The organism is Nocardia sp. NPDC051052, from assembly GCF_044456045.1.
Lineage (GTDB): Bacteria > Actinomycetota > Actinomycetes > Mycobacteriales > Mycobacteriaceae > Nocardia.
Genome location: NZ_JBITFL010000004.1, coordinates 494,336 through 517,713, shown reverse-complemented (window position 1 = coordinate 517,713; position 23,378 = coordinate 494,336). Strand labels below are relative to the sequence as shown.

General features: G+C 65.4%; 19 protein-coding genes and 1 pseudogene. 5 read left to right on the top strand and 15 right to left on the bottom strand.

Features of this window, described 5'->3' with window-relative positions; genetic code table 11:
* The first annotated feature begins 173 nt into the window (after positions 1-173).
* A complete protein-coding gene (locus tag ACIBCN_RS16390; RefSeq protein WP_396992357.1) occupies positions 174-1,238 on the top strand; it encodes an alpha/beta hydrolase in 1,065 nt (354 codons plus the stop codon).
* On the opposite strand, the gene ACIBCN_RS16385 is transcribed toward ACIBCN_RS16390, so the two are convergent.
* From ACIBCN_RS16385 to ACIBCN_RS16360, 6 genes are all read right to left on the bottom strand, one after another.
* Positions 1,218-1,781: an alpha/beta hydrolase gene (locus ACIBCN_RS16385; RefSeq protein ID WP_357378528.1), complete on the bottom strand. Its 564-nt coding sequence runs from the start codon at positions 1,779-1,781 to the stop codon at positions 1,218-1,220. The two genes, ACIBCN_RS16390 and ACIBCN_RS16385, sit on opposite strands and share 21 nt — an antisense overlap.
* Positions 1,782-1,828: 47 nt before the next feature.
* Positions 1,829-2,221 carry a PIN domain-containing protein gene (locus tag ACIBCN_RS16380; RefSeq protein ID WP_150405688.1) on the bottom strand — a complete coding sequence of 131 codons (393 nt, stop codon included), beginning with the start codon at positions 2,219-2,221 and terminating at the stop codon, positions 1,829-1,831.
* Entirely contained in the window at positions 2,218-2,511 is a 294-nt protein-coding gene (locus ACIBCN_RS16375; RefSeq protein ID WP_396992356.1) for an AbrB/MazE/SpoVT family DNA-binding domain-containing protein, read from the bottom strand. Before ACIBCN_RS16375 ends, ACIBCN_RS16380 begins: the two co-directional genes overlap by 4 nt.
* A gap of 97 nt (positions 2,512-2,608) precedes the next feature.
* The gene (locus ACIBCN_RS16370) at positions 2,609-4,153 is read right to left on the bottom strand and encodes a cobyric acid synthase (protein ID WP_396992354.1); all 1,545 of its coding nucleotides are present in this window, start codon (positions 4,151-4,153) and stop codon (positions 2,609-2,611) included.
* Between the two features lie 34 nt (positions 4,154-4,187).
* Positions 4,188-5,051 carry a type I methionyl aminopeptidase gene (gene map, locus ACIBCN_RS16365; protein ID WP_379284638.1) on the bottom strand — a complete coding sequence of 288 codons (864 nt, stop codon included), beginning with the start codon at positions 5,049-5,051 and terminating at the stop codon, positions 4,188-4,190.
* A gap of 422 nt (positions 5,052-5,473) precedes the next feature.
* On the bottom strand, positions 5,474-6,484 hold the full coding sequence (locus tag ACIBCN_RS16360; protein ID WP_396992353.1) for an LLM class flavin-dependent oxidoreductase: 1,011 nt from the start codon (positions 6,482-6,484) through the stop codon (positions 5,474-5,476).
* Between the two features lie 218 nt (positions 6,485-6,702).
* Between ACIBCN_RS16360 and ACIBCN_RS16355 the strand changes: the two are divergent.
* Positions 6,703-6,939 (top strand): annotated as a pseudogene (locus tag ACIBCN_RS16355) (GIY-YIG nuclease family protein); the annotation flags it as partial.
* A gap of 140 nt (positions 6,940-7,079) precedes the next feature.
* Here the strand turns inward: ACIBCN_RS16355 and ACIBCN_RS16350 are convergent.
* Positions 7,080-7,505, bottom strand: a complete 426-nt coding sequence (locus ACIBCN_RS16350) for a universal stress protein (protein WP_396992589.1) — start codon at positions 7,503-7,505, stop codon at positions 7,080-7,082.
* 464 nt (positions 7,506-7,969) lie between these two features.
* Between ACIBCN_RS16350 and ACIBCN_RS16345 the strand changes: the two genes are divergently transcribed.
* From ACIBCN_RS16345 to ACIBCN_RS16335, 3 genes are all read left to right on the top strand, one after another.
* Entirely contained in the window at positions 7,970-8,308 is a 339-nt protein-coding gene (locus ACIBCN_RS16345) for a PadR family transcriptional regulator (RefSeq protein ID WP_396992337.1), read from the top strand.
* Positions 8,293-8,946, top strand: coding sequence for a permease prefix domain 1-containing protein (locus ACIBCN_RS16340; protein WP_396992352.1), 654 nt, complete (start codon positions 8,293-8,295; stop codon positions 8,944-8,946). Before ACIBCN_RS16345 ends, ACIBCN_RS16340 begins: the two co-directional genes overlap by 16 nt.
* A gap of 465 nt (positions 8,947-9,411) precedes the next feature.
* Entirely contained in the window at positions 9,412-10,086 is a 675-nt protein-coding gene (locus tag ACIBCN_RS16335; protein WP_396992351.1) for a hypothetical protein, read from the top strand.
* A 50-nt stretch (positions 10,087-10,136) separates the two neighbouring features.
* Here the strand turns inward: ACIBCN_RS16335 and ACIBCN_RS16330 are convergent, their stop codons facing one another.
* The 8 genes from ACIBCN_RS16330 to ACIBCN_RS16295 form a co-directional block, all read right to left on the bottom strand.
* A complete protein-coding gene (locus ACIBCN_RS16330) occupies positions 10,137-10,598 on the bottom strand; it encodes a hypothetical protein (RefSeq protein ID WP_396992350.1) in 462 nt (153 codons plus the stop codon).
* 543 nt (positions 10,599-11,141) lie between these two features.
* Positions 11,142-12,299: an acyl-CoA dehydrogenase family protein gene (locus tag ACIBCN_RS16325; RefSeq protein ID WP_396992588.1), complete on the bottom strand. Its 1,158-nt coding sequence runs from the start codon at positions 12,297-12,299 to the stop codon at positions 11,142-11,144.
* Between the two features lie 77 nt (positions 12,300-12,376).
* Positions 12,377-13,393: a 3-oxoacyl-ACP synthase III family protein gene (locus ACIBCN_RS16320; protein WP_396992349.1), complete on the bottom strand. Its 1,017-nt coding sequence runs from the start codon at positions 13,391-13,393 to the stop codon at positions 12,377-12,379.
* A 31-nt stretch (positions 13,394-13,424) separates the two neighbouring features.
* Positions 13,425-14,438: a 3-oxoacyl-ACP synthase III family protein gene (locus ACIBCN_RS16315; RefSeq protein ID WP_396992348.1), complete on the bottom strand. Its 1,014-nt coding sequence runs from the start codon at positions 14,436-14,438 to the stop codon at positions 13,425-13,427.
* Positions 14,435-14,716 carry an acyl carrier protein gene (locus ACIBCN_RS16310; protein ID WP_396992347.1) on the bottom strand — a complete coding sequence of 94 codons (282 nt, stop codon included), beginning with the start codon at positions 14,714-14,716 and terminating at the stop codon, positions 14,435-14,437. Before ACIBCN_RS16310 ends, ACIBCN_RS16315 begins: the two co-directional genes overlap by 4 nt.
* A gap of 9 nt (positions 14,717-14,725) precedes the next feature.
* A complete protein-coding gene (locus tag ACIBCN_RS16305; RefSeq protein WP_396992346.1) occupies positions 14,726-17,068 on the bottom strand; it encodes a hypothetical protein in 2,343 nt (780 codons plus the stop codon).
* Between the two features lie 2 nt (positions 17,069-17,070).
* The gene (locus ACIBCN_RS16300) at positions 17,071-18,312 is read right to left on the bottom strand and encodes a hypothetical protein (protein ID WP_396992587.1); all 1,242 of its coding nucleotides are present in this window, start codon (positions 18,310-18,312) and stop codon (positions 17,071-17,073) included.
* A 181-nt stretch (positions 18,313-18,493) separates the two neighbouring features.
* On the bottom strand, positions 18,494-23,365 hold the full coding sequence (locus tag ACIBCN_RS16295; protein ID WP_396992345.1) for an SDR family NAD(P)-dependent oxidoreductase: 4,872 nt from the start codon (positions 23,363-23,365) through the stop codon (positions 18,494-18,496).
* Positions 23,366-23,378: the final 13 nt, after the last annotated feature.

The window sequence follows — 23,378 nt, the reverse complement described above, 5'->3', positions numbered from 1 at the left end:
CCCACCGGGCGGGTGGACCTGCCTGGGCACGGTGCTTACGTGTTATTGCCTCGGTTCCGGTTCGTAAACCCTGGCGGGAGCTAGGTTACCCGCCGTTCACCTAGCCTCAATTGTGCACCTCACCACGTCGATCCTCGGCGCCGAACCCGCCGAATGTGACCTAGATTGTGTATGTGACAAAGGAAACTTCACTTGCCGCTCCGATAACCGACACCCAGGGCGATGGCCAGTGGAAAGCCGATGTCCTCGGCGAGAAGTACCAGCAGCGCACGCTGAGTTTGGGGCAGGATCCCGACGGCGAAGGCGAGGCCGTTGCCACCTTGGTGCGCTATCTGCCCGGCGGAAAGGTCGAGGCCACCGCGGGGGCCGTGCTGTATGTGCACGGGTTCACCGACTACTTCTTTCAGGAACATCTCGCGGAACATTTCGCGGCACTCGGGTACCACTTCTACGCGCTGGATCTGCGTAAGTGCGGACGGTCACTGCGCGACGGGCAGACACCGCATTATGTGACCGATCTCGCACTGTATGACGACGAGTTGAACGAGGCATTGCGAATCGTGCGGGAAGAGACCGGCGGGCCGGTCGTCTTGAACGCGCATTCGACCGGCGGACTGATCCTGCCGCTGTGGCTGGATCGACTCAACCGGGCGGGCGGCACGGCGGCGGCCGGGATCTCCGGCGTGGTACTCAACAGCCCCTGGTTCGATCTGCACGGGCCGTCCTACTACCGGACCGTCGGAACGCCGATCATCAAGGGACTCGGGCGTTTTCGGAAGATGTTCGAGCTGCCGAGCGCAAAGGTCAGCACCTACGGCGACAGCCTGCATCAGAGCGTGGCCGGCGAGTGGGACTACAACCTCGATTGGAAACCGTTGCACGGCTTCCCGATTCGGTTCGGCTGGCTGCGGGCGATCCGCAACGGCCACGCGCAACTGCACGCCGGGCTCGACATCGGCGTCCCATCGCTGATCCTGCGCTCCCGGATAACGAAGTTCGCCCGCCGCTACGGCCCCGCCGTCGACGTGGCCGACGCGGTGTTGGACGTCAAGCAGATTCAGCGCTGGTCGGGCTGCCTGGGCGACCGCACCAACATCGTGCCGATCGACGGCGCCAAGCACGACGTGTTCCTGTCCTCGGCGGAGCCGCTCGCGCACGCCTTCGCCGAACTCGACAGCTGGCTGGCGTGGCTGACGGGCTATCGAGCCGAGTCCAGCTCACCAGGTACTGGTGCGTAGCACGATCTCGGTGGCCAGCTCGTGGTCGGCCTCGGTCGCCACATTGGTGACGTCGATGTCGACCACGCGGAACTCGCCGTAGACGAAGCGTCCCGACGCGTCGGCCACCGAGCGCGGCAGGTTCTTGGTCACCAGCACCGTGGTCGGCAACTCCACTGGACGGACCGTGGCGTCGGCGACGGTCCCGTCCGGGCCGGGAGCCGCCGGATGGCCGTGATCGGCCACCACGAGGCTGATGAAGCGCCCGAATCCGGCCGCGCAGGCCCGCCACGCCAGTTCCGCGCCGGTGCCGCGCGCGGCCACGTTCGCCCATGGCACGCCGATCTGGTCCAGGATCGCGGTGACGCCCGCGGCGTCGAGACCGTCGATCGACTCCAGTACGACGGTGCGCAGATCCGAATTGTGCAATCGAGCACATACCTGGTCGTAGACGTCCGCCGGGTCATTCGCGTCGGGCAACAGCAGCACGCTGTGCCGGGATTCCGGGCCGTCTACCCGCACGGTCCATGCCCGGTCGCCCACCGTGATCTGCCGAGATTTCATGCCGAATGACGCTACACGGCTCACCTGAACGAAGTCCTGTCTTCGTGTCAGGCCAGTAGCCGCATACCGGCGCGTTCACCGGCGTTGTGGTCGAAGGTGACGGTGAGGTCGCACCCCGCCTCCTGGCCGAGTTGCTGGATGAGCGCGTCGGCGAAATCGGCGCCGTCGGCGGCCTGGCGCAGCGCCTGGCGCACGGTGTCGGCGCGTTCGACCACGATCTCGGTCGAGTCGAGCAGGCCGAGCAGCACGTCGGTGACCGCCTCCGGGTCCTGCTTGTAGCCGCGGCGCAGCACCCAGTGGATCTCGGCGAGCACGATCATCGTCACGTAGCCGGGCCTGCTCTCGCTGAGTCCGTCGATCACCTGATTGGCGCGCGCGGACTGCTCCGGATCGTCCTGGGTGAGGTAGCGGATCAGCACATTGGCGTCCAGACCGATCATTTCTGCTTGCCTTCCACGACGTTTCCCGTGATCGCCTCGTTCATTTGCTCGAGGCCGATCGGCGAGCCGGACCAGCCGACTATGCCCTTGAGCGACTTGATGGTTCGGGTCTCCGGCACCAGTTCGTAGGTGCCGTTGACGGTGGGCACGAAGGCGACCCTGACCCCGGCGCGCAGACCCATCGCGACCCGCACGTCGATCGGAATGGTGATCTGCCCTTTGCTCGTCACGGTCGCGGACACCACGTTTCCCGCCCTGCCGTTGGACTTCTTGTCTGCCACTTCGCTCACCGACCCGTGTTACTCCCACGCCCATCGCCCCGCGTGCCTTACCCGGAGCCGAATTCCTTACTGAAAGGTAAGGGGCAGCGTACGTGGCGTCAACAGTTCAGGTACGCGAGATTGCCGAAGTGGGGAGCGCGTGGGTTGCCAGGGTGGGCAGATCGAGGGGCGCGCCCTCGGTGAGCAGACGGTCGAGCGCGGCGAGATCGAGGTGATGCTCGATCAGGTCGGCGAGCAGATCGAGTTGGGTCGAACGCACGGTGGCGACGGAAGTGTCTTCGGCGACAACGAAACCCGTGCGTCCGGCCGCCGTGGCCACCGAGCGGAGCCAGGTGCGGCGGAATTCGTCCGACTCGAGTAGACCGTGCAGGTGGGTGCCCCAGAGTGCTTCGCGCACACTGCCTTCCGGTTCACCGGCGAGGTCGAGCCAGGATGGATCCGCGTTCGCGGTTACCCGTCCGTGGTGGATCTCGTAGCCGTGCACCGGAATTCCCGTTGCATCGTGGCCGCTGGTGCGGCGCAGCACTTTCGGGTCGGCGAATTCGACCTCGACGTTGAGCAGGCCGAGTCCGTCGACCGAGCCCGCGCCCGACTCGATCGGGTCGACGATCCGCTTGCCGAGCATCTGGTAGCCACCGCAGATGCCGAGGATCGGCCCACCCGACGATGCCCGTGCGCGCAGGGCGTCGGCAATCCCGGTGCGGCGCAACCATGCCAGGTCCGACACCGTCGCCTTGCTGCCGGGCAGCACCACGAGGTCGGCCCCGGCCAGCCGGGACGCCTCGCTCGCCCAGCGCACCGAAACCCCCGGCTCACAGGCCAGCGCCTCGATGTCGGTGGAGTTGGAGATGCGCGGCAGCCGGATGGCGGCGACGGTCAGCCACTCGGTGCCGACCGGCGCGCTCGGGCGGCCGACCGGTGCGTCCGCGAGCGTGCTCAGGGAGTCTTCGGCGTCGATCCAGAGGTCGTCGGTGTACGGGAGCACGCCGAGGGTGGGACGGCCGGTCAGCTCGGCCAGCCGGTCCAGGCCGGGACGCAGCAGTTCCACGTCGCCGCGGAACTTGTTGATCACGAAGCCGGAAATCAGTTGCTGGTCTTCGGGTTCCAGGATGGCGACGGTGCCGAAGAGGTGGGCGAGCACGCCGCCGCGATCGATATCGCCGACGAGCAGCACCGGAAGCCGCGCGGGTCGCGCGAGCCCCATGTTCGCCAGATCCGTTGCCCGCAGATTGATTTCGGCGGGCGACCCGGCACCCTCGCAGATCACCACATCGAATTCGGCACGCAGCGAAGCGAGTTCGTCGGCGACCACCTCGCGCAGCCGCTGCCGGTGCTGGAAGTAGTCCCGTGCGCCGACCGTGCCGACCGCCTTACCGCGCACCACCAGCTGTGAGCGCCGATCGCTGCCCGGCTTCAACAGCACCGGGTTGAACCGCACGCTCGGCTCGAGCCCGCACGCCTGCGCCTGCAGTGCCTGCGCCCGCCCGATCTCGCCGCCGTCCGGGGTGACCACGGAGTTGTTCGACATGTTCTGCGCCTTGAACGGCGCCACCCGTACCCCGCGCCGCGCCAGCATCCGGCAGATGCCAGCCACCACAACGCTTTTGCCCGCGTCCGAGGTGGTTCCCGCGACGAGCAGGGCACCTTTCACGGCAGGATGCGAATTTCCGCGCGGTCCACTCCCGTCACGGCAATGTCAGAATCTCGGCACCGGTGTCGGTGACCACCAGGGTGTGTTCGAACTGGGCGGTCCACTTGCGGTCCTTGGTGACCACGGTCCAGCCGTCGTTCCAGATCTCGTAGTCGATGCCGCCGAGGTTGATCATCGGCTCGATGGTGAAGGTCATGCCGGGTTCGATGATCGACTCGATGGCGGGCTGGTCGTAGTGCAGGATCACCAGGCCGCTGTGGAAGGTGGGGCCGACGCCGTGGCCGGTGAAGTCGCGGACCACGCCGTAGCCGAATCGGTTGGCGTAGGACTCGATGACGCGGCCGATCACGTTCAGCGCCCGGCCGGGCCGGACCGCCTTGATCGCCCGCAGTGTCGCCTCTTCGGTCCGCTCGACCAGCAGCCGGACGTCCTCGTCCACGTCGCCGGCCAGGTAGGTCTTGTTGGTGTCGCCGTGCACGCCGTGGATGTAGGCGGTGACGTCGATATTGACGATGTCGCCGTCCTCGATCACCGTCGAGTCCGGAATCCCGTGGCAGATCACCTCGTTCAGCGAGGTGCAGCAGGACTTCGGAAAGCCCTTGTAGCCCAAGGTCGACGGGTACGCGCCATGGTCGCACATGTACTCGTGCGCGATCCGGTCCAGCTCGTCGGTGGTGACGCCGGGCGCGACCGCCTTGCCCGCCTCTTCCAGCGCCTGCGCCGCGATCTTGCTCGCGATGCGCATCTTGTCGATCGTCTCTGCCGTCTGCACCCAGGGCTCCCGACCCTCGTTGACGGTCTTCTTCCACGCGTACTCCGGGCGCTCGATCGTGCGCGGAACCTCGCGGGTGGGCGACTGGGTGCCGGGGACGAGCGGCTTGCGAGTGCGGACAGACATAGCGAACAGCGTAATCGGACCCCGCCCCGAGCGCCCAAGCGCCAGACCGACTCGGCACCGGGGCCAGGCCCCTTTCCACCACACGCCGCTGAGGCACCCCTGCGACCTGCGAATTTACCAGGTAGCGAGGTGGTTGCCATGAGCGATGGACCGCTGACCTCGATGAACCAGGGACGCCGATCGGCCGGGCCGGATTCCGACGACGATCCCCGGCTTGACCCCGTCCGTTCACGGCCTGCCGCAGCTGCACACAGCCCGCAAGAGTGGCGCCCTGTATTGCGTGCGCACCATCGACCACAACTCGCGGGTACGGGCGATGACCGTGCTGCCGGTGCGCTCGCCGACCTCACGTCCCGTCCGAGCGAGCCGCAGCCAGCCCGGACCAGTGCTGTTGAGCCATCACGACAGGGTTGGCTCGGTGCTCAGCGCACTTGCGGGGCGACCTTGGCGCCGAGCAGGTCGATGTTGTGCAGGACCTTGTCGTGCGGCAGCGTACCGACGCTGGTGTGCAGCATGAAGCGGTCCAGACCGAGAGTGTCGCGGATGTCGGCGATTTTTTCGGCGACGTAGTCGGGGTTGCCGACGAACAGGGAGCCTTCCTGCGAGCGGAGGCCGTCGAATTGGGCGCGGGTCATCGGCCCCCAGCCGCGTTCGCGGCCGATGACGCTCATGGCTCGGGCGTAGGGCTCGTAGAAGTCGGCGATGGCTTGTTCTTCGGTGTCGGCGATGTAGCCGTGGGCGTGTACTGCCACGGGCTGCGTCTCGTGACCGCCTTCAGCGAGCGCGCGGTGGTACAGATCGACCAGCGGCTTGAACCGGGCCGGCTGTCCGCCGATGATCGCGATGGCCAGCGGGAGACCGAGAAGTCCGGCGCGAACCACCGATTCGGGGCTGCCGCCGACCGCGATCCAGACCGGCAGCGGCCGATTGTCGGTGCGCGGGTAGACGGCGGCGTCGCTCAGCGGTGCGCGGAACTTGCCGGACCAGGTGACCGGTTCATCCTTGCGGATATGCAGCAGCAGTGCCAGCTTCTCCTCGAAGACCTCGTCGTAGTCACTGAGATCGAGGCCGAACAATGGAAAACTCTCAGTGAAGGACCCCCGCCCCGCCATCAGCTCCGCGCGACCGTTCGACAATCCGTCCAACGTCGAGAAATCCTGGAACACCCGAACGGGATCATCCGAGCTCAGCACGGTAACCGCGCTGGTCAGCTGGATACGTTCGGTTCGACCCGCGATCGCTGCCAGCACGACCGCCGGCGCAGAGGCCGCAAAATCCTTGCGATGATGCTCGCCGACGCCATAAACGTCCAACCCGGCCTGCTCGGTGGCCACAGCTTCCTCGACCACCTCGCGCAACCGCTCGGCCGCACTCGGCGCGGGCCGGTCACCGACCGGATACAGCTCGGCAAACGTCGTGAGTCCCAATTCCACGGTCGAGCCTCTTTCTTCAGCAGTGTCTATGTCAACCAATAGCGTAAACGGACCACGGTCCGCAGGTATTCCGTCCACGTCGAACACTGACCCGTCCTGATGCGACGACAGGACGAGAGCCTCGCGGCCGCAGATCCGCGGCCGCACTGGCACTCCAAGCCGTCGCGGCGGATCGGTGCCGATGGACGCACCACAGGCTGGAGGGCTACCGGATCCAGGTGGAGCCCGCGGGCGAAAAGGACACCACGGACGCGGAAGACCTGCGGGCACGGTTGACGGCCCGGGAGCGTGCGCTCACCACGATCACCAACCAGGAGAATGACATTCGCATCGGCCACGTCTACGTCATTTTCAACATCGGCGCGTTCGGCGAGGTAGTCCAGATCGGTATGACCCGCCGCCACGACCCGTCAGAGCGCATCCGTGAGTTGGGCAACGCATCGGTGCCGTTCCGATACGACGTCCACGCCATTTTCTACGCCGACGCCGCCGGAGGCGAAATTGCTCCGATCGGGTTCTCACGGCGCAAACGAAAGTGGGCCCGACTCCCGTATTGGACAGGTGTACGCCTCGACCGCCGTCCTCAGCCGGCAACTTATCGATCGGCAGAGTTGATGATCAACACATCTGTTCTCGACCGACGTGCGATTTCGGTAGAAAATGACCTGAATATCCGATCCCAACGACTGCTGAAGTCACGGTCACCGACGACGATGAGGTCCGCGCGGGTATCGGCGGCGATCATGAGTAACGTCTCTTCCGGCGCACCGCGCATACTGCGTTCCACGATCCGTCCGACGCCCTGCCCCCGTGCACAGGCCGCGGCCGCGTGCACGAGTTCGTCCGCGGCAGCCGCCGGGCTCACACTGTAGGCATCCCTGCCGAGCCACCTGGCGATCAATGCCCGATCCTGCGCCGAGACCTCGCCGTAGGCACAGGTTACGGTTAGATCCGCGCGGGTATCACGGGCCAGTCGGGCGGCTGCCTCGACGGTATGCCGCGATCGTCGTGTGCCATCCATACTGACAACGATCGAACGGTAACTGCCCATATCTCTTCCCTCTTTTCGGCACATCACGGGTGATCGAACCAATTCGCGATGCGCTATGCCGTACACGTGCTGCCGTGCAAATTCAGCTGACCCGTGATCAGTAGATGCAATCCGCCGGACTGACCGGTGATGAGATGAAGGAACCGCATATCTGCCAATGTCGAGGTCGGCTTGCCAACGCATCGAAGATCCGATCAGCACTTCGAGCCGCACTGCCGGATCCGCCAGCAACTCGGCAAGTTCGGCTGCGTACCCAGACGATCTGTTCGAACTCGGCCTTGGTCGTCTGGGCAGTCCGCCGTCGAGCGAGCAGCTCGCGGCGACGAGCACGAGCGCGACGATGCCGAATGTTCTACGCACCTCCACCTCCGCATGGGTAGCGTTCCTACCCTTAGTCTAGATCACCACGGCCCCAGAGGGTAGCGTTACTACCTGTGAGCGCGGAGGCATTGAAAGGTCATCTCGACGGAATGATCCTCGCCGTGCTCGCAGCCGGCCCACGACACGGCTACGGCGTCATCGATTCACTGCGCACGCAGACCAGCGGCCGGTTCGACCTGCCGAAAGGAACGATCTATCCAGCACTGCACCGCCTCGAGCGCGCCGGGCTCATCGACGGCCGATGGTCCGACGAACACGGCCGACGCCGCCGCACATACGAGCTGACCGTCGCCGGGAAACGACGACTCGGCATCGAGCGCCGATCATGGCAAGAGTTCGCGGCCGCAGTGGGCGCACTGCTCGACGAGGAGAAACCATGGCCGGCAACATGATCGACGACTACCTCGCCGAGCTCGACAAGAGGCTCCTCGGACGAAAGGCAGCGATCGTCGCCGAGATCGCGGACGGCCTCGCAGAGGCGGTCGAGTACCATCGCGCACGCGGCCTTCCCCTCCACGAGGCACAGCGCGCAGCAATCGCAGAATTCGGCGAAACAGCCAGCCTGGCAAATGAATTCGCGCCCGAGATCGCCGCCCGCCGGGTGCGACGTTACGGCTTCGGACTAATGGCGACCGGGCCGCTGATCGGCACGGCGTGGTTCGCCGCCGCGTTTGCCGGGTCGTTCGCGGCTGTTCCGTGGTGGCTGACTGTCGCCGGTGTCGCCACTTTCGTAGCGATCGCGCTCGTTATGCAGCCACTCGCCGCGTACACGACTGCCGCGATGGGACCGGCCAGCCGATGGATCCGCCTATCCTGCCACGCGGCGGCCCGCGGCTTGCTGGTCACTGCAGTCGGCGCGATCACCATCGACGTCTCGCTGATGACCGCGCTCGCCGCCGTGCTCGTATTCGCACCCACTAGTGCTGCCACACTGCCCGCCGCGGCGGGGGTCGCGCTCAGCATCGTTCGAATCGCCATCGCGGTCACGAGCGTCCAGCGCCTCGCCGACGTGCGCGCGCTGACCGCTTGACGGTTACGCAGAGCCGGCGATAGAACAGGGGCCGTTCTCGAAATGAGGCCTGTCGAGCCTGCGAAATGTGTTGTGCGTCAAGCCGGCCCAACGTGGTTGTCGTCCGAACATGCCGCACTGTTCAACCATCGCCGGCCGACCGGGGTGACCGGTAGAGTTCGACACTCAACGAAGGGAGGGATCGTGCCGACGTTCTACTCCAACCTTGTTCGGCAACGCTGGCCCCTTGTCGTTTCGGCCGTCGTGGTAGTCGGAAGCGTTGCGTCGGCGGTGACCGCCGTGGCAGAGGAATCGCCGTGTACGCCCGCCACCGTGACGACAGCGATCGCAGCGCCGGTCCCGGTTGTGGACTGGGCGGAGAACGTCGGATTCGACACGGCCGGGAATCTATGGGTATCTCGGGTACTGCGAGACGAGGTGCAGCGCTACGACATGTCCGGTCACCGCACTGCTACGGTACCGGTTGTGGGCCCCGGTGCCATCCGGCTCGGGCCGGACGGCATGCTCTACGTCACTTCAGGAACAGTGGTCAACCAGCTATTCGGCACTGTGCGCGAGGGCACGATCGTCCGGTTCGATCCCGCTGCTTCCGCACCGAGACCGCAGACATTCGCGTCCGGGCTCCGGACGCCCAACGGGGCCAGCTTCGACCCCACTGGGAATCTCTATGTGGCCGACAGCAGTGCGGGTGTGGTCCGCATTCGTTCGGACGGAACGCTCGACCAGGAGTGGACAGCGCAGGCACCGCGGAATTTCGATGTCCTGCACGGCGTGAACGGTTTCTTCATCAATGGTGCCGCAGTCGCTGGCGATGCCCTGTATGTGACGGTCACGGCGACCGTTAACGGGCGCATTCTGCGCATCCCACTCGACGCACCGGCTCGTACGACTGTTGAGGCAGACTTATTCCCAGGCGTTCCTTCCGCCATGCCGGACGATCTTGCCGTCGGCGCCGATGGAATGCTCTACGTCACAACGAGATTCGGCCAGTTGGTCCGTGTCGATCCGCGCACGCACATGACCTGCACCATCTTGTCAGGGCTGCCGATGACCTCCGTCGCAGTGACGCCAGGCGCCGACAACGAGCTCTTCATCGGCACTGACGTCGGCGACATCCTGCGGGTCCGCTTGACCAGCTGAGATCCGCGGCGGAGTCGGGTGCCCTCAGCCTTGGTCGGCCCGCATTCCGTCTAGCCTTGCCGAGCTGAAGCGAACGCCGTCTCCAGCTCACGTCGCAGGTTCGTTTCGACATGGCGAACCGCCTGGCCGACGACCACGTCGTTCATCCTCCGAAGTGGTCGCACGAGCAGCGCGCGTGGGACCTGGAATCCGATCTGCACGCGAATCTGTGTCACATCGTTACCGCGAGTATCGAACTCGAAGCGAGCGGTCGCACGTGGCGCTTCTGCGGATTCCAACGCGATCGTCTCTCCCTCATCCCAAGCTGTGGCCTCGAGTTCAAAAGTGAAGGACCTCAGCGCCGAAAACGTGACCTCGAAAAGAGCACCTGGGCCGGTGGCCTGATCGCCCTTGGGTTCGAACCTGGAGATCCCGAACATCCATTTCGGCACATTGCGATAGTCCGCAACAAAACCGAACGCGAAGTCGCGGGACGCGGCGACTTCACCATAACGATCGACTGACATGAGCATTCTCGCTCCTGACTATGCTATCGAGCGGACCAGTCGGCACGGCCCATCAGCTTGACGATCACCGCACCATTTCGAAACACCTTCGCGCACAGCCTCTTCCGTAGTGGCACCACGGTCGTGCGCTTCGATCATGCGGGACACACCGCTGAGGAGGATCACCGCCGTCGCGACAACCAGTCGTGGATGCCCGGTCACAAATCGTCTCCACCACTGCATTTTCGCGACCCCCAGATCGTTGCGCGACATCGAACAATCTCTCGCCGCGCTATGCAGGGCGGCAATGTTCGATGTGGCCGCGGTCACAATATTACTTCATCAACTTCGTCACCCCAGCGAGATCGTCGTCGCTTGCCGCCGGTGTAGCGCGCGACCGTGTCCGGCGCCTCATAGACCTTCTTCAGCTGCCCGAGCAGGGGTCCTACAGCTGTTCACGGACTCCCTTCCTGGCATTCATGAGTCGAAATCCCTCGCAGTGCAAGAGATTTCGACTTCTTGGTTGGTGTGGCCAGATTTCTTGGCGGCGTGCGGGGATCTAAGCGTGGCTCAGCTCGGCTCCTCCGGGATCCAGGTGTCGTACAGGTCGTCGTCCACCGGCATTTCGCTGGCGACGAGCTCCCACATCACCTCGTCAGTTCCCGCACCAACCCGGCCCACTCGCAGATCTCGCCACAGGCGTGCCATCGGTGTCTCATCTTCCAGATATCCCCGGCCGCCGAAGATGTGCATACATTCGCTGACGATGGGCTCGGCCATCCGGGCAATGGTCACCTTGACCCCGGCCAGGTCGCCGAGACTGGACGACCCGGCGCTGAGCCCGGCAATCACGCCATACAACGCATGCCGTGCCAACGCGGTTTGCGAGACGAGGTCGGCCATGCGCAGTCGTAGCGCCTGATGTTCGAACAATGCGACGCCGTGCTGCTTTCGCCGACGCAGATGGGTCGACGCGAGTGTCAACGCCAGCTCGAGCGAGCCGACCGCACCGGCCGCGATGGCCAGCCGTTCGAACAACAACCCGAAGGTAACCATCGGCAATCCCAATCCCGGCCCGGCGATGATCGCCTCGTCGGAAACGTGCGCGTCGATGTCGAGGCGCGCTGTCCCCAGTCCCCGCATCCCCGTAGTCTCAAGGCGCTTGACCACCGTGATGTCCTCCTGCGGGACCATCGCAATCGCCAGTCCGTCTTCGGCGCGACACAGGACCAGCACCACGTCCGCGGCGGCTCCGGGAGAGACGAACCACTTGATACCGCGGACCCGCCAGCCTGAGCCGTCCCGGGTCAGCGTGGTGCTGCCGACCTCAGCCAGATTCGAGCCGACATGCTGCTCTGTGGTCGCAAGGCAACAGACGTACCGCCCGTCCAGCGCATTCTCGCGAACCTCGATGGCGTAGGGCGTCCGCGCACAGCGACGAAGAATGGCAGTCGCAGCCTCGAAATGCAGGCTCACGCCTGCGCCGACGCCCCCGAGCCCGGCGCGGCCCAGTTCCTCGGAGATCACCACGCTTCGGCCGAGATCTCCGTACGGCCCTCCCGTCCATCGCTCGCGGAACAGACCCTCCGCGCCCATAGCCGCTATCCCCTCGCGGGGAAATATTCTGGTTTGTTCCGCCTCCGGCACCAGCGGAGTGAGGTGGGTCGCGACCAGCTTTCGGACGCGCGACCGGAACGCGGTCGTTTCCGCACTCGCGGTGCCCTGCACCAGGAGTGCGCCAAGATCTAGTTGTTCACCGGTGGTCACGGCTTCTTCCTTTCGGTTCTCAGTGGCTCCGTCATTGCTCACCACCTGATGACGGCGATGCCGAGGCTGACGCCGGCTGCCAGTCCGACCAGTCCGACGAGGTCCCCTCGGTGCACACGCCCGGATTCCACCGCCATAGCCAGCTGAAGAGGTAGGCCGGCCGCCACGACATCGCCGTGGTCAGCGAGGACGTCGACAATTTTGTCCAGTGGAATGCCTGCATGACGACAGAAAGTTGGCAGGAACGGCAGGGCGGCCACGTGCACGCAGACGGCCGCGAGGTCGTCCATGGTCAGCCCCAGCCTCGCCATCGTGCCGGTAATCGGCTCGAGGTCCATCGTCTCCAGGACATCCTTGAGTTCGTGCATCTGGAGCTCGAACGGCCCGAGTCTGAGTCCTTCGGGTTCTTGTACAAACGTCATGGCCGTCGTCTCACACGCGCTGGACCGGGCGGCGCATTGGTGGGCCAGCACACCGGGTTCCGAGCTGGACTCCAGCAGCAGAGCTGCTCCCGCATCGGAAAAGATATGCAAGGCTCCTCGCTCGAGGAGTTCGTCGAGGTCGCGGAACTTCCATTTGACGATGCGACTGGGGTTTTCGCCGCAAGTGATCAGAACGTTGTCGTAGCTCCCGCCGCGAATCAACGAATCCCCGACCTCGATGGCATTGATGATCGAACAGCAGGTGTTGTTGACGTCGAACACCGGGCAGCCTGCTCCCAGCTTGTCCGCGACGAAGTGCGCGGTCGCCGGCTCCATCCCATCCCCGCTCGTCGCGGCGAAGATGATCAAGTCGATGTCCGCGATGTCGCGCCCGGTGGCGGCGAGCAGCTTCCGCGCCGCCGCCGCCGCCAGGTCCGAAGGCCGCCAGTCCGGCGGAGCGACGTGCCGGTGGGCGACCCCGCTCATCCGCTCGAGCAATCCTTTCGGCAGGTCGAGTCCCGGATTGAGTGCGGCGACCCGTTCCTCTACCTCCGTTGTGGACGGTCGCGATTCCGGGAGGTGCATCGCGACGTCGACCACCCTGCTGTACCGACCGTTGCCGGAGTCAGGCATCGCTCCTCCTCTGTGTTGCTGCACAGGCGGTTCACCACCTGATGACGACCATGCCGAGACTGACCCCGGCCGCGGGTCCGATGAGGGCGACGAGGTCGCCGCGCTTCACCTGACCGGATTCCACGACGTGGGCCAAGTCGACAGACAGACCGTTTGCCGCCAAGTTGCCATGCTCGACGATGGTGACCGTGGTCTTCTCCAGCGGAATTCCGGCGCGAGCGCAGAAACGGTCCCGGAACCCCAGCGCGGCCACGTGGACGCAGACACACGCGAAGTCGTCCATGGTCAGCCCCAGCTTCGCCATGGTGCCGGTGATCGGCTCGAGATCGACCGTGTCCATCGCGATTGCGTACTCGTGGTAGTTAACCTCCAGTTGCCCGATCCCGAGTCCTTCGGGCTCGATACGTTCATAGGGCAGCCACACAGTCCGCCAGGCAGCTGAATTGGCGGTGAACCGGGTTGCCAGAATGCCGGGCTCGGTGCTCGACTCCATCAGCACAGCCGATCCGGCGTCGGACCACGTGAATACCGGGCCTGTCCCCAGGAACTCTTCGACGCTGTTCATCGTCCACCGCGCATAGTGGCTCGGAGTTTCCCCGCAGACGATGAGAATCCTCTGATACGTGCCGGCGCGGAGGAACGCGTCACTGATCTCGATGGCGTTGATGAAGGCGTTGGCGGCATTCTTGACGTCGAAAACCGGACAGTTCGCGCCCAGCTTGCCGGATACGACATGCGCGGTCGCGGGTTCCACACCGTCCGAGCTGGCTGCCGCGAAGATGATCAAATCGATCTCTGCGATATCGCACCCGGTCTTGTCGAGCAGCTTCCGCGCTGCCGCTACACCGATGTCCGAGGGCCAACAGTCCGGCGGAGCGACATGCCGGTAGGCCACGCCGCTCATCCGCTCCATCAGTCCTCGCGGGATGTCCAGATCAGGATTCGTGGCCGCAATCCGGTCCTCGACTTCCGCCGAGGACATTCTCGTCTCCGGCAACACCACCGCGACATCGACAATTCGGCTGTACGCCGGTGTGGTGGTCACGACTGGTCTCCGTTGATCGTGTCGACCAGAAGATCGGCGAGCTGTTCGACGGATTGGACCGTGATCGCCTTGTTGGTGTCGACCGTGACACCGAATCGTTGCTCCACCAGGAGCATGCCGTGCATGAGCCGCAGCGAGTCCATACCTGGAAGCTCGAACAGCACGTCATCCGGCTGCACCTCGTCGACTTCGAGCTCGAGCCGCTGGGCGATGAGTTCACGTACTGCCAGCAGGACGTCCGCCCTACTGGCGGGCTCGGTCTTGACCGTATCGGACATTGCATCTCCTTATTTGTTTTGAACTGACGACAATTTCGACAGATCTACCGGCACGCCGTGGCTGGTCAACCTGGCGAGAACGCGTGCAATCCCCGCTGCGGTGCCGGCCCCTCGGCGATCGACGGACGCCGCGACGTGTGCTTGCGCGGCGAGGATCTCGTCTATCCACCTGGTGGCAGTCGCACCCGGGCCTACCTCGATGAAGTAGCGGTATCCACGTCGATGCATGGCCCGGACCAGCCGGGGAAAGTCCATCGTGGATCGCAGGGTGTCGGTCACTTTTTCGGCAGCCGCGGTAAAATCGGTGACCTGGCTGTAGCCGTAGGCGCTGAACAGCTCGATCCCATCGAGAGGGTCATCCACCGCTCCGAGCCGCTTGTCGATGTAGGCGGCCATTTCGCGTGTGTCTACCACCGGACAGTGCAGTACATAGCTGACCGACGTGGGCAAGCTGGCACAACCCAGGGCGCGGGCCAGCGCACGACACTGGCCAGGGTCGCCTGCGACGACGACCTCGCCCGGGGTGTTCACATGGGTGAGAAAGACGCGGTCATAGCCAACTATCTCGGCGCGGACCGCGGCCACATCTGCGACCAGCAACAGCGTGGTCCAGACGGCGTGATCCGGTACGTCGCCTGCGATTCCCCACAGTTCGCGAGCCGCCAGCTTCGGGCCCCCGAGCCGCTCTCGGAAAAGGGCTTCGTCGTCGGGAAAGTCCAAGCCTGACTGCTTTCGGGCGCTCAGCGAGTACAACATGCTGACCTCGCCAAGGCTGTAACCGAACGCACCATGTACCGGCACGCCGAGCAGGCGGCGCAGCGCCCGGGTTTGCAGGAAACCGAACCCGAGCCCGATGTTGAGCGCGGTGGGAAAATCCTGGTGCAGCCGACTTTCCAGCACGAGCGGATCGGTCTCCTCGGCTGCGGACTCGAGCCCAGCGTAGAGCGGCTCAGCGTGGGCGAAATAGTCGTGCGGAAGCCCGTCCGGTGCCTCCGCAATCGGGATCAGACCGGGAAAGCACCGGTGCAAGTCTGCGGCGAGCTCGGGATAGGCCGTCATTCCGCCGGGAAACACCAGCGCGACCCGGCCAGTAGGGCCGATCGGGCTCGAGGCGTAACTGCTCCCAGCTGGAGTCACCCATTCCCGGTTCGCCCGATGGGCCGCGGGCAGCAGCGCGAGAGCGGCCGCCAACTCGGTGCGCATGGCGTCGATTCCCACCGCGCAGAAGACAACCCTCGACGCGGCCTCGGCGAAACCGTGGCCGACTTCTCGCGACAAAGTCGACAGGTCGGTGCCGTCGTGGAGAGCATCGCGTACCTTCGTGATCCGGCGCATCAAATCATGAAGGTCGGCCCCTGCGACGGGCAGGAGCGCCGGGCCACCGGCGCGCCGCCAGTCCACCTCGACCATCTCCCCGCGTACCGTCGCACCGGACAGCACAACGTGGACATGCGTTCCGCCGCTGTCGGTTCCGGCGATGGCCGCGTGTACCGGTTCGTCCCGCCCTGCCCGCACCGTTGGGCGGCTCGCGGTCAGCGCGAAGAATGCGGCACCTTCCACCATCACCGCGTAGTCCTCGAGTCCATCGGTCCACGGCGGCACATAGCTGTGGTGCAGGCACAAGGCCGCCTTGATCAGGCTGAACAGGAAGCCGGCACCGCCGGTGTCGCGCACGCTGCCGAGCGCACTGATCGCCGTGCGGCGCGACCCCGACCGCTCCGGCGACCAAACATCGGACAGCCCGCTCAGCACTTGCCCATCAGCATCGCGTTTTCCGGACAGGTGCAGTTCGACGTAGCCGATCTGTTCGGGTGTGGTCCCGGCGTCGGCCAATGCGGTGCGCGCGGACCGCGCGGCGAGGTGGAAGTCGGTGTCGGTTGCCTCGAGAATCGAAATGGCGTCGATGACGGCGTAGATCCGTCCTGAGCGGACCCCGGTGCGGGCGAGGACGACGGCGGTGACGCCGTCTCCGATGAGCACGGTGTCTTCCGTCCCGTCGGCCAGCAGCAGCTGTGCGATATCGAGGGCCCCGGCTGTGTCCGATGTGTCGAACGTCGGGCCGGTGAGATTCCATCGCGTCGCGATGTCGGCGGACGCCTGTTCCTGCACTGAGATCACGGCGACCGGCTGTCGTTGCCCGGACAGGGTATAGCCCGCGTCCTGTAGAGCCTGTTCAGCGGCGGCTCGCGGTTCCTCACGGATGTACGGGGGTTCGGCTGACGGTGCCCCTGCAGGAGACGGCACAGTACCGGCATGAATGGCGCCCTCCAGCTCGTCGATACTCGTCAACGAGCCGAGGTTGCACCCCATGCCGATAATGCCGAAACGCGGCGACACAGGTTTATGACTCATGGTCAGATCACCGCCCCTGACGCTGGCGGAGCGCTGCTGCGTACCCGCACCGTGTCCTTCTCCCACGTGACCTCGACATGGTGCTGTTCGTCGGGCAGATCGGGAATCCAGGCGGTACGCAGGTTCTCGTCCACCGCCACGGTCGAAGGATGCACCGCCAGCTTGCGCGCGATGTGCTCCTTCACCGCGATCACGGGAACGCGGTCCGAGGCCTCCGGCGGTAATCCGTATATCTCCACGATCGAACCCGACGGCCAGTCGACCAGGTGAACCGCCGCACTGGACAAGGTCGTCGTCTCACCGTCTGCGGTAGCCAAAGCCATGCCCGCCACATACCGCCGGTCACGCAGGAACGTCCGCCGATCTGCCGGTGACGCCTTCGCCAGGCGGCCGAGGCCAGGCAAGCCCATGATTATCCGGAAGGCCGCGAGCATCGTGCCCGCCGCGGACAGCTGCAGGTCGACAACAGGTAACGACGGCTCGTCGGTGTCAAAGCCGGCGAACCGCGCCTCGACTCGCACCTCGCCGGTGTCGGGCAGCGGCTCGTGCAACTCCAGCCATGCGATCCGGTGCGGTATGGCGACGACGCCCCGGTCGATCTCCGGTATCCACCGCCACAGGCTCTGTGCCGGTATCACGTGCAGTGCGGCGTCGAGGAGCCCTTGGTGCAGCAGGCCTCGTGGCACGGCTCCTCGGCTCGGGTCCAGCACACCGGACGCGCCGGTCGGCGACAGCGACAGCGAGACCAGGTACTGGAAGCGCGGACCGTGGAACAGGGCGCCGGTGCGGTAAGGATCCGGTTCGAGTGATGCGTTCCGGAGGGGGTCGAACGGCTCCGGCGGTGGGAGTCGGGGCACGCCGATCTGCACCGTGGCGGTCGCCACCAGTTCGAAACGGGAAAGGTCCGAGTTCGCCGACTCACGCCAAGCCAGCAAGGACACCTCGAGCTCGCTGGTACCGGAATCGACCTTTGTCTGCAGCCGCACGCAACCCTGCACCGTCAGCCAACGGTGCAGCCGGATGTCGCGAAGCGCGACCACATCTTGACCGGAGTACGCTGCGGCTGCTTGGGCCATTCTGTCCACCATGGACATCAGGGGAAGGACCGGGATTGTCCAGTTGGGGCGGTGATCCGCGATCCAGCTGTCGATCTTCGGGTCGAGAAGACTCTCGATAAGAGCGGGCCGAGGCGTCGGCAATCGGCGGCCGGTACCTTCTGCCGCATCGGCCACCTGTCGACACATCGACAAGAAATGGGTGTGTGATTCCGCTTGCAGCTCTAGGAATGTTCGGTGCAATTCGGTGGTTTGCGCGTGCTGAGCCAGTGCCATCGCGGAAATCCGTGGCACGGGCCGATCCACTGGCACAGCTGGCTCATCGGACGGGGTTGGTAGCGACGGCGCGCGTGACATCACCTCGGCGGGTTCACTCGGCATGGCGATCACCCCGCAGGGGGTCGTTGTCGCCGAACGGAATGTGTCCCGTCGGGTCGGCGACCGCAAGGATGACGTTGACGTCGTCCCGAGCACCCTCGAGCTCGGTGACAAAAGCCTGCGCACCGGCGGGCACGGATATCAGCGGAACCCCACGGGCGCGGAACAGCTCGGCAAGGGGCGCGGTGACCATGCCGCCCGCCCATGGCCCCCAGGCGATAGAGCGAACCAGGCAGTCCGGACGATTCGCCGCCTCTGCGGCGGCGACGCCGGCAAGAATGGCATTCGCCATCGCGTAATCGCACTGACCGGGATTGCCGTAGTGGCCGACCACCGAGGAGAAAGTGCACAACACGCGAAGCGGATCGTCGATGGTCGCGGCGAGCAAGGCACGAAGTCCGTCGACTTTGGTCGTGAACACATCCTCGAACTGCTCATCAGTCTTGTCTGCGATGAGTTTGTCCGCGAGAACACCGGCGCCATGCACGATCCCGGTGATCGGCCCCCACTCGCGCCGAGCCTGCGCGACCGCGTCCGCGACCGCCTCGTCGTCGCGGATATCGAGTGAGCGATAACGGACCTGGGCACCGGTGCGTTCCAGCGCGGCCAACGTGCGGTGGAGTTCTCCGCCGACATCCTCGGTCGCGATCGGAGTGCGGCCGAGCAGAAGCAGCCGTGGCTGATACTTCTCGGCGAGCGCGCACAGCGCGGCCGCCGTTATTCCACGACCGCCTCCGCTCACCACAATGACCGCATCCGAGAACCGGTCGACCGAGCCCGCAACGTTCGGCCTCTCGACTGCGCGGAGGGTGACGCGGCCACCGGCGTCGCGTAGACCGACGTTGAGCTCCGGCCCACCGCTTATCAACTCGTCTGCGATAGCCGCGGCAATCGCTTCGGGCCCGTCCCGATCACAATCGATAGCCTTGACCGATGCGCCCGGCCATTCTCGCGCCACGGTACGGCTCAGCGCGGCCAGCCCGCCGAGCCATGCGCGAATCGGGTCGGCACCCCCGAGACCGAAGTCACCGCCGGTACGCTGCACCGTCACGAAGACACCACGGTTGGCTGTCAGGTGCACAGTCTTGGCGACATGAAAGGCCTCGCGCTGGACTGCCAGCGCATCCTGCGTTGAACCAATGTCGCGTAGCCCACCAAGGAAGACGACGCCACGTGACGTGGGTGGCACGCTGGAGACGACCTCCGCCGCGATGCCACGCTCGACCAGCATCCGGGTGAGTAGCGCAGCCACGCCGATGCCGTCCTGTGTGATCGCGATGGGTCCACGTTCGAGTCCCGCCATGGCGACTCCGGATGGGGGCGCCGCCACGGTCTGGATCACGAAACGGGCGAGCGCGGCGGGTTGTGACTCCTGCTCGGGTGCCGAGGACGACGTGGCTCCCGCCGACTGCCGCTCGCGCAGCTTTCCCACGATCTCATCGAGAGTGCGCAGCGTCGCGAGCTGTGCCAGTTCGTCCGGTTCCGCAGACGGCAGGGCGGGAATGTTCTGGCGCACCGCGGCGAGGATCTCCATCCGCTTGATGGAGTCGATACCGAGATCTGCCTGGATATCCATGTCGGTCGCCAGCATTTCCACCGGATAGCCGGTTTTGTCCGCCACGACCGACAGCAGCGTCGCCTCGAGATCGACCTGGCCCGTATTCACGTCCGTCGACTGGGTTGCTTTCCTGCCATTCAGACCGGCCGGTAGCACCAATTCCGGTGCGCTGGTTTCGGTCCGATCGGCCACTGCGGGAAGGGAAACGGGATCAGGTGGCCACGTGGCGGGCTCTGTGCTGCGTAGTTTCGCCACGACGGCGAGCGAGGCTTCAGTTGTTTTGAGGTAGGCCGTGTGGGCCTCGGCCGTCGTCCGCTGATAAGCGGCTTGTGCGTCGGCAGTCTGCCTCTGCATCTCCTGGAACACGCGCGCCCATTCGGCGTCGGCATGGGATCCGTTGGTAGAGTGCGAAACCGGTACTCGCTCGGTATCGTGCCGAGCGGGATTCGGTGGCGGTAGTTCGGCCGCTCCACCCGGCGGCGGGTAGGGCCGGCCGTAGTTGGTGCCGCTGATCTTGACCGTCATCCTCGGTTGTCTTCCCGAGGCTTCCGCTTGTGCGGTCTCGACCGGCGCGTACTGATCCCACAGCGCGTCGAGATCCATGGCGATACCCCGCACTGCGAGCCGACCAAGGGCTTCGAAGAGGCTACCTACCCCATTGCGGCCCTGGCGGTCGGTGCTGACCGCGCAGTGTTCGCGCTCGCCGAGAATGCGACCGACCAGCGTCGTCAACGTCGCACCCGTACCGACCTCTACGAAGGTGCGGACGCCGCGGTCATACATTGCCTCGATCTGCTCGGCGAAACGAACCGGCACACTGAGCTGCTCGGCGACTCTGCGCCGTATCTCGGTTGGCTCCAGCGGATAGGGTGCGGCGTCCGCGTTGCCGTACACCTCGATCTCGGGCCGTCTGATGTCGATGCCGCGCAGGAAGTCCAGGAGCGGTTCGGCCGCCGCGGCGACCAGCGGGCTGTGGAAGGCGGTTGCGGTCCGCAGCCGCCGAGTGGTGACCTGGTCGGCCACGAGTTTCCGCTCGACCACCTCGATTGCTTTCGTCGTACCGGAGACCACGACCTGCTCGGGCGCATTGTGGTTGACCACCCAGGCGTCGGAAACCCCACAGGCGGCAATGGCCGCCGTGACTGTTTCCGCGCCGGCGTTGACAGCCAGCATGGCTCCCGGTGCCGCCGCGTCTCGGATGAGCTCACCGCGCCGCCGGGCCAGGCGGATCAGCACATCGGCGTCCACAACACCCGCCACGTGCAGGGCGGTCAACTCGCCAAAGCTGTGCCCCGCAACACAATCCGGTTGCAGATTCACCGCGCGGAGGAGCTCTAGGAGCACCATGCTGTGCACCGCCAGGGCCGGCTGCGCCCACTCGGTCGCGGTGAGCCTGTCCTGCTGAGCGTTGCGGTCAGCGTCGGTGTATGCCGACGGCGGAAAAACCACCTCGGCAAGCGAACCTTCGGCGGCGTCTATGCCGACCACCCGGTCCCATACGGTCTGCGCGGCTGGGAAATGCATTGTCACGTCGCCGCTCATGCCGACGTACTGGGCACCCTGTCCAGGAAGCAGGAACGCAGTCCGGCCACCGGCGCCGACACCCGTGCCGTAGTAGATGCCCGCCGGGGTGGGCCCAGGCGGCTGCGGCGGGGCGTCGATCATTGTGCGTGCCATAGCGAGCTTTTCGGCCAGCTCGCCACTGTTCGAAGCGACCACGGCGAGCCGCGCGCCATCAGTGGATCGGAAACTCCGTTGGGTCTCGCGTGCGAGAACCGCGATCGCGCGATCCAGATCGAGCTCTCTAGTGCGAGCAGACAGTGTCGTCGGTGAATCGGCACTCAACAGCACAAGCTCGGCGGGGGTGGTGCGGAGCCGCCATGCGGGCATCCCCGCCCTATCCACCTTCGGTACGTACTCCTCCACTGTCACGTGGAAGTTGGTGCCGCCGAACCCGAAACTCGACACGGCTGCCCGGCGGGGTGTGGGCGTGGCGTGCACCCAAGGACGAGCGGCGGCGTTCAGATAGAACGGACTGTCTTCCAGACGGAGCTCGGGATTCGGGCGGTCCACCTTGATCGTGGGTGGCAGAACCTTGTGTTGCAGCGCCAGTACGGCTTTGAGTAGTCCGGCCGCACCAGCGCAGGACTTGGTATGACCGATCTGCGACTTGACCGAACCGAGCGCGCACCGCTGTCGGCTGTACCGCCCGCTCTCAGTGAATACCTGAAGCAAGGCAGCCACTTCGGCGGCATCGCCCACGGCGGTTCCCGTACCGTGCGCCTCGACCAACTCGACGGTATCCGGCGAGTAACCGGCGGTCCGATATGCCCGCCTCAGCGCCTCCACCTGGCCTTCGGGTCGCGGCGCGTAGATGGATGTCGCCCGCCCGTCCGAGGATGAGCCCACACCTCGGATCACGGCATAGATACGGTTGCCGTCCTGCTCGGCGTCGGCCAGCCGTTTGAGCGCGAACATCGCGATACCCTCGCCGAGCATCGTGCCATCGGCCGCGTCGGAGAACGGACGGGCGTCGCCCGACGGGGAAAGCGCGTGCGTCTGGCTGAAGCACACGTACATCGTGTGGTCGTTGAGCGTATCGACCCCACCTGTGATCACCATGTCGGCATGGCCGAGGGTGAGCTCGCCCACCGCCATGGAGAGTGCCGCCAAAGAGCTGGCGCACGCCGCGTCCACAACGCAGTTGGTCCCCTTCAGATCGAAGCGGTTGGCGACTCGACCGGCTACTACGTTGTTGAGCAGTCCGGGAAAGGTGTTCTCCTGCCACGGCACGTAGTTGGCGGCTATGCGGTCACAGATCCGCTGCGCTTCCGGCTCGGCGATGCCGCTTTCGCGAAGGCCTTTGAGCCAATGGGGACGACCAGCTGCCATGCTCATCTCACCGAGCAGCGCCAAGGCCGACGAGCCGAGGATGACGCTGACTCGATCCCGGTTTACCTGCGCGCCCGCGGTGACATCCGCCAGGAGCTGCCGTGCCGCGATCAGGGCAAGCAGTTGGGAGGTGTCGGTTGCCGGTAGCGCGGTTGGTGGAATGCCGAACGCCGCCGGGTCGAACTCGATCTCTGGCAGAAAGGCGCCACGACGTCCGTACGTCTTTCCAGGCGTCCCTGGGTGCGGATCGTAATAGTCGTCGATCAGCCAGTGCGTCGATGGAATGTCGGTCATCAGGTCACGACCCTCGATGACGTCGCGCCAGAAACCCCCGACATCGACGGAGCCGGGCATGAGAGAGCTGATCCCGACGACGGCGATCGGAAGCTGACGTGGCAGACGGTCCTCGGTCATGATTACCCCCTTT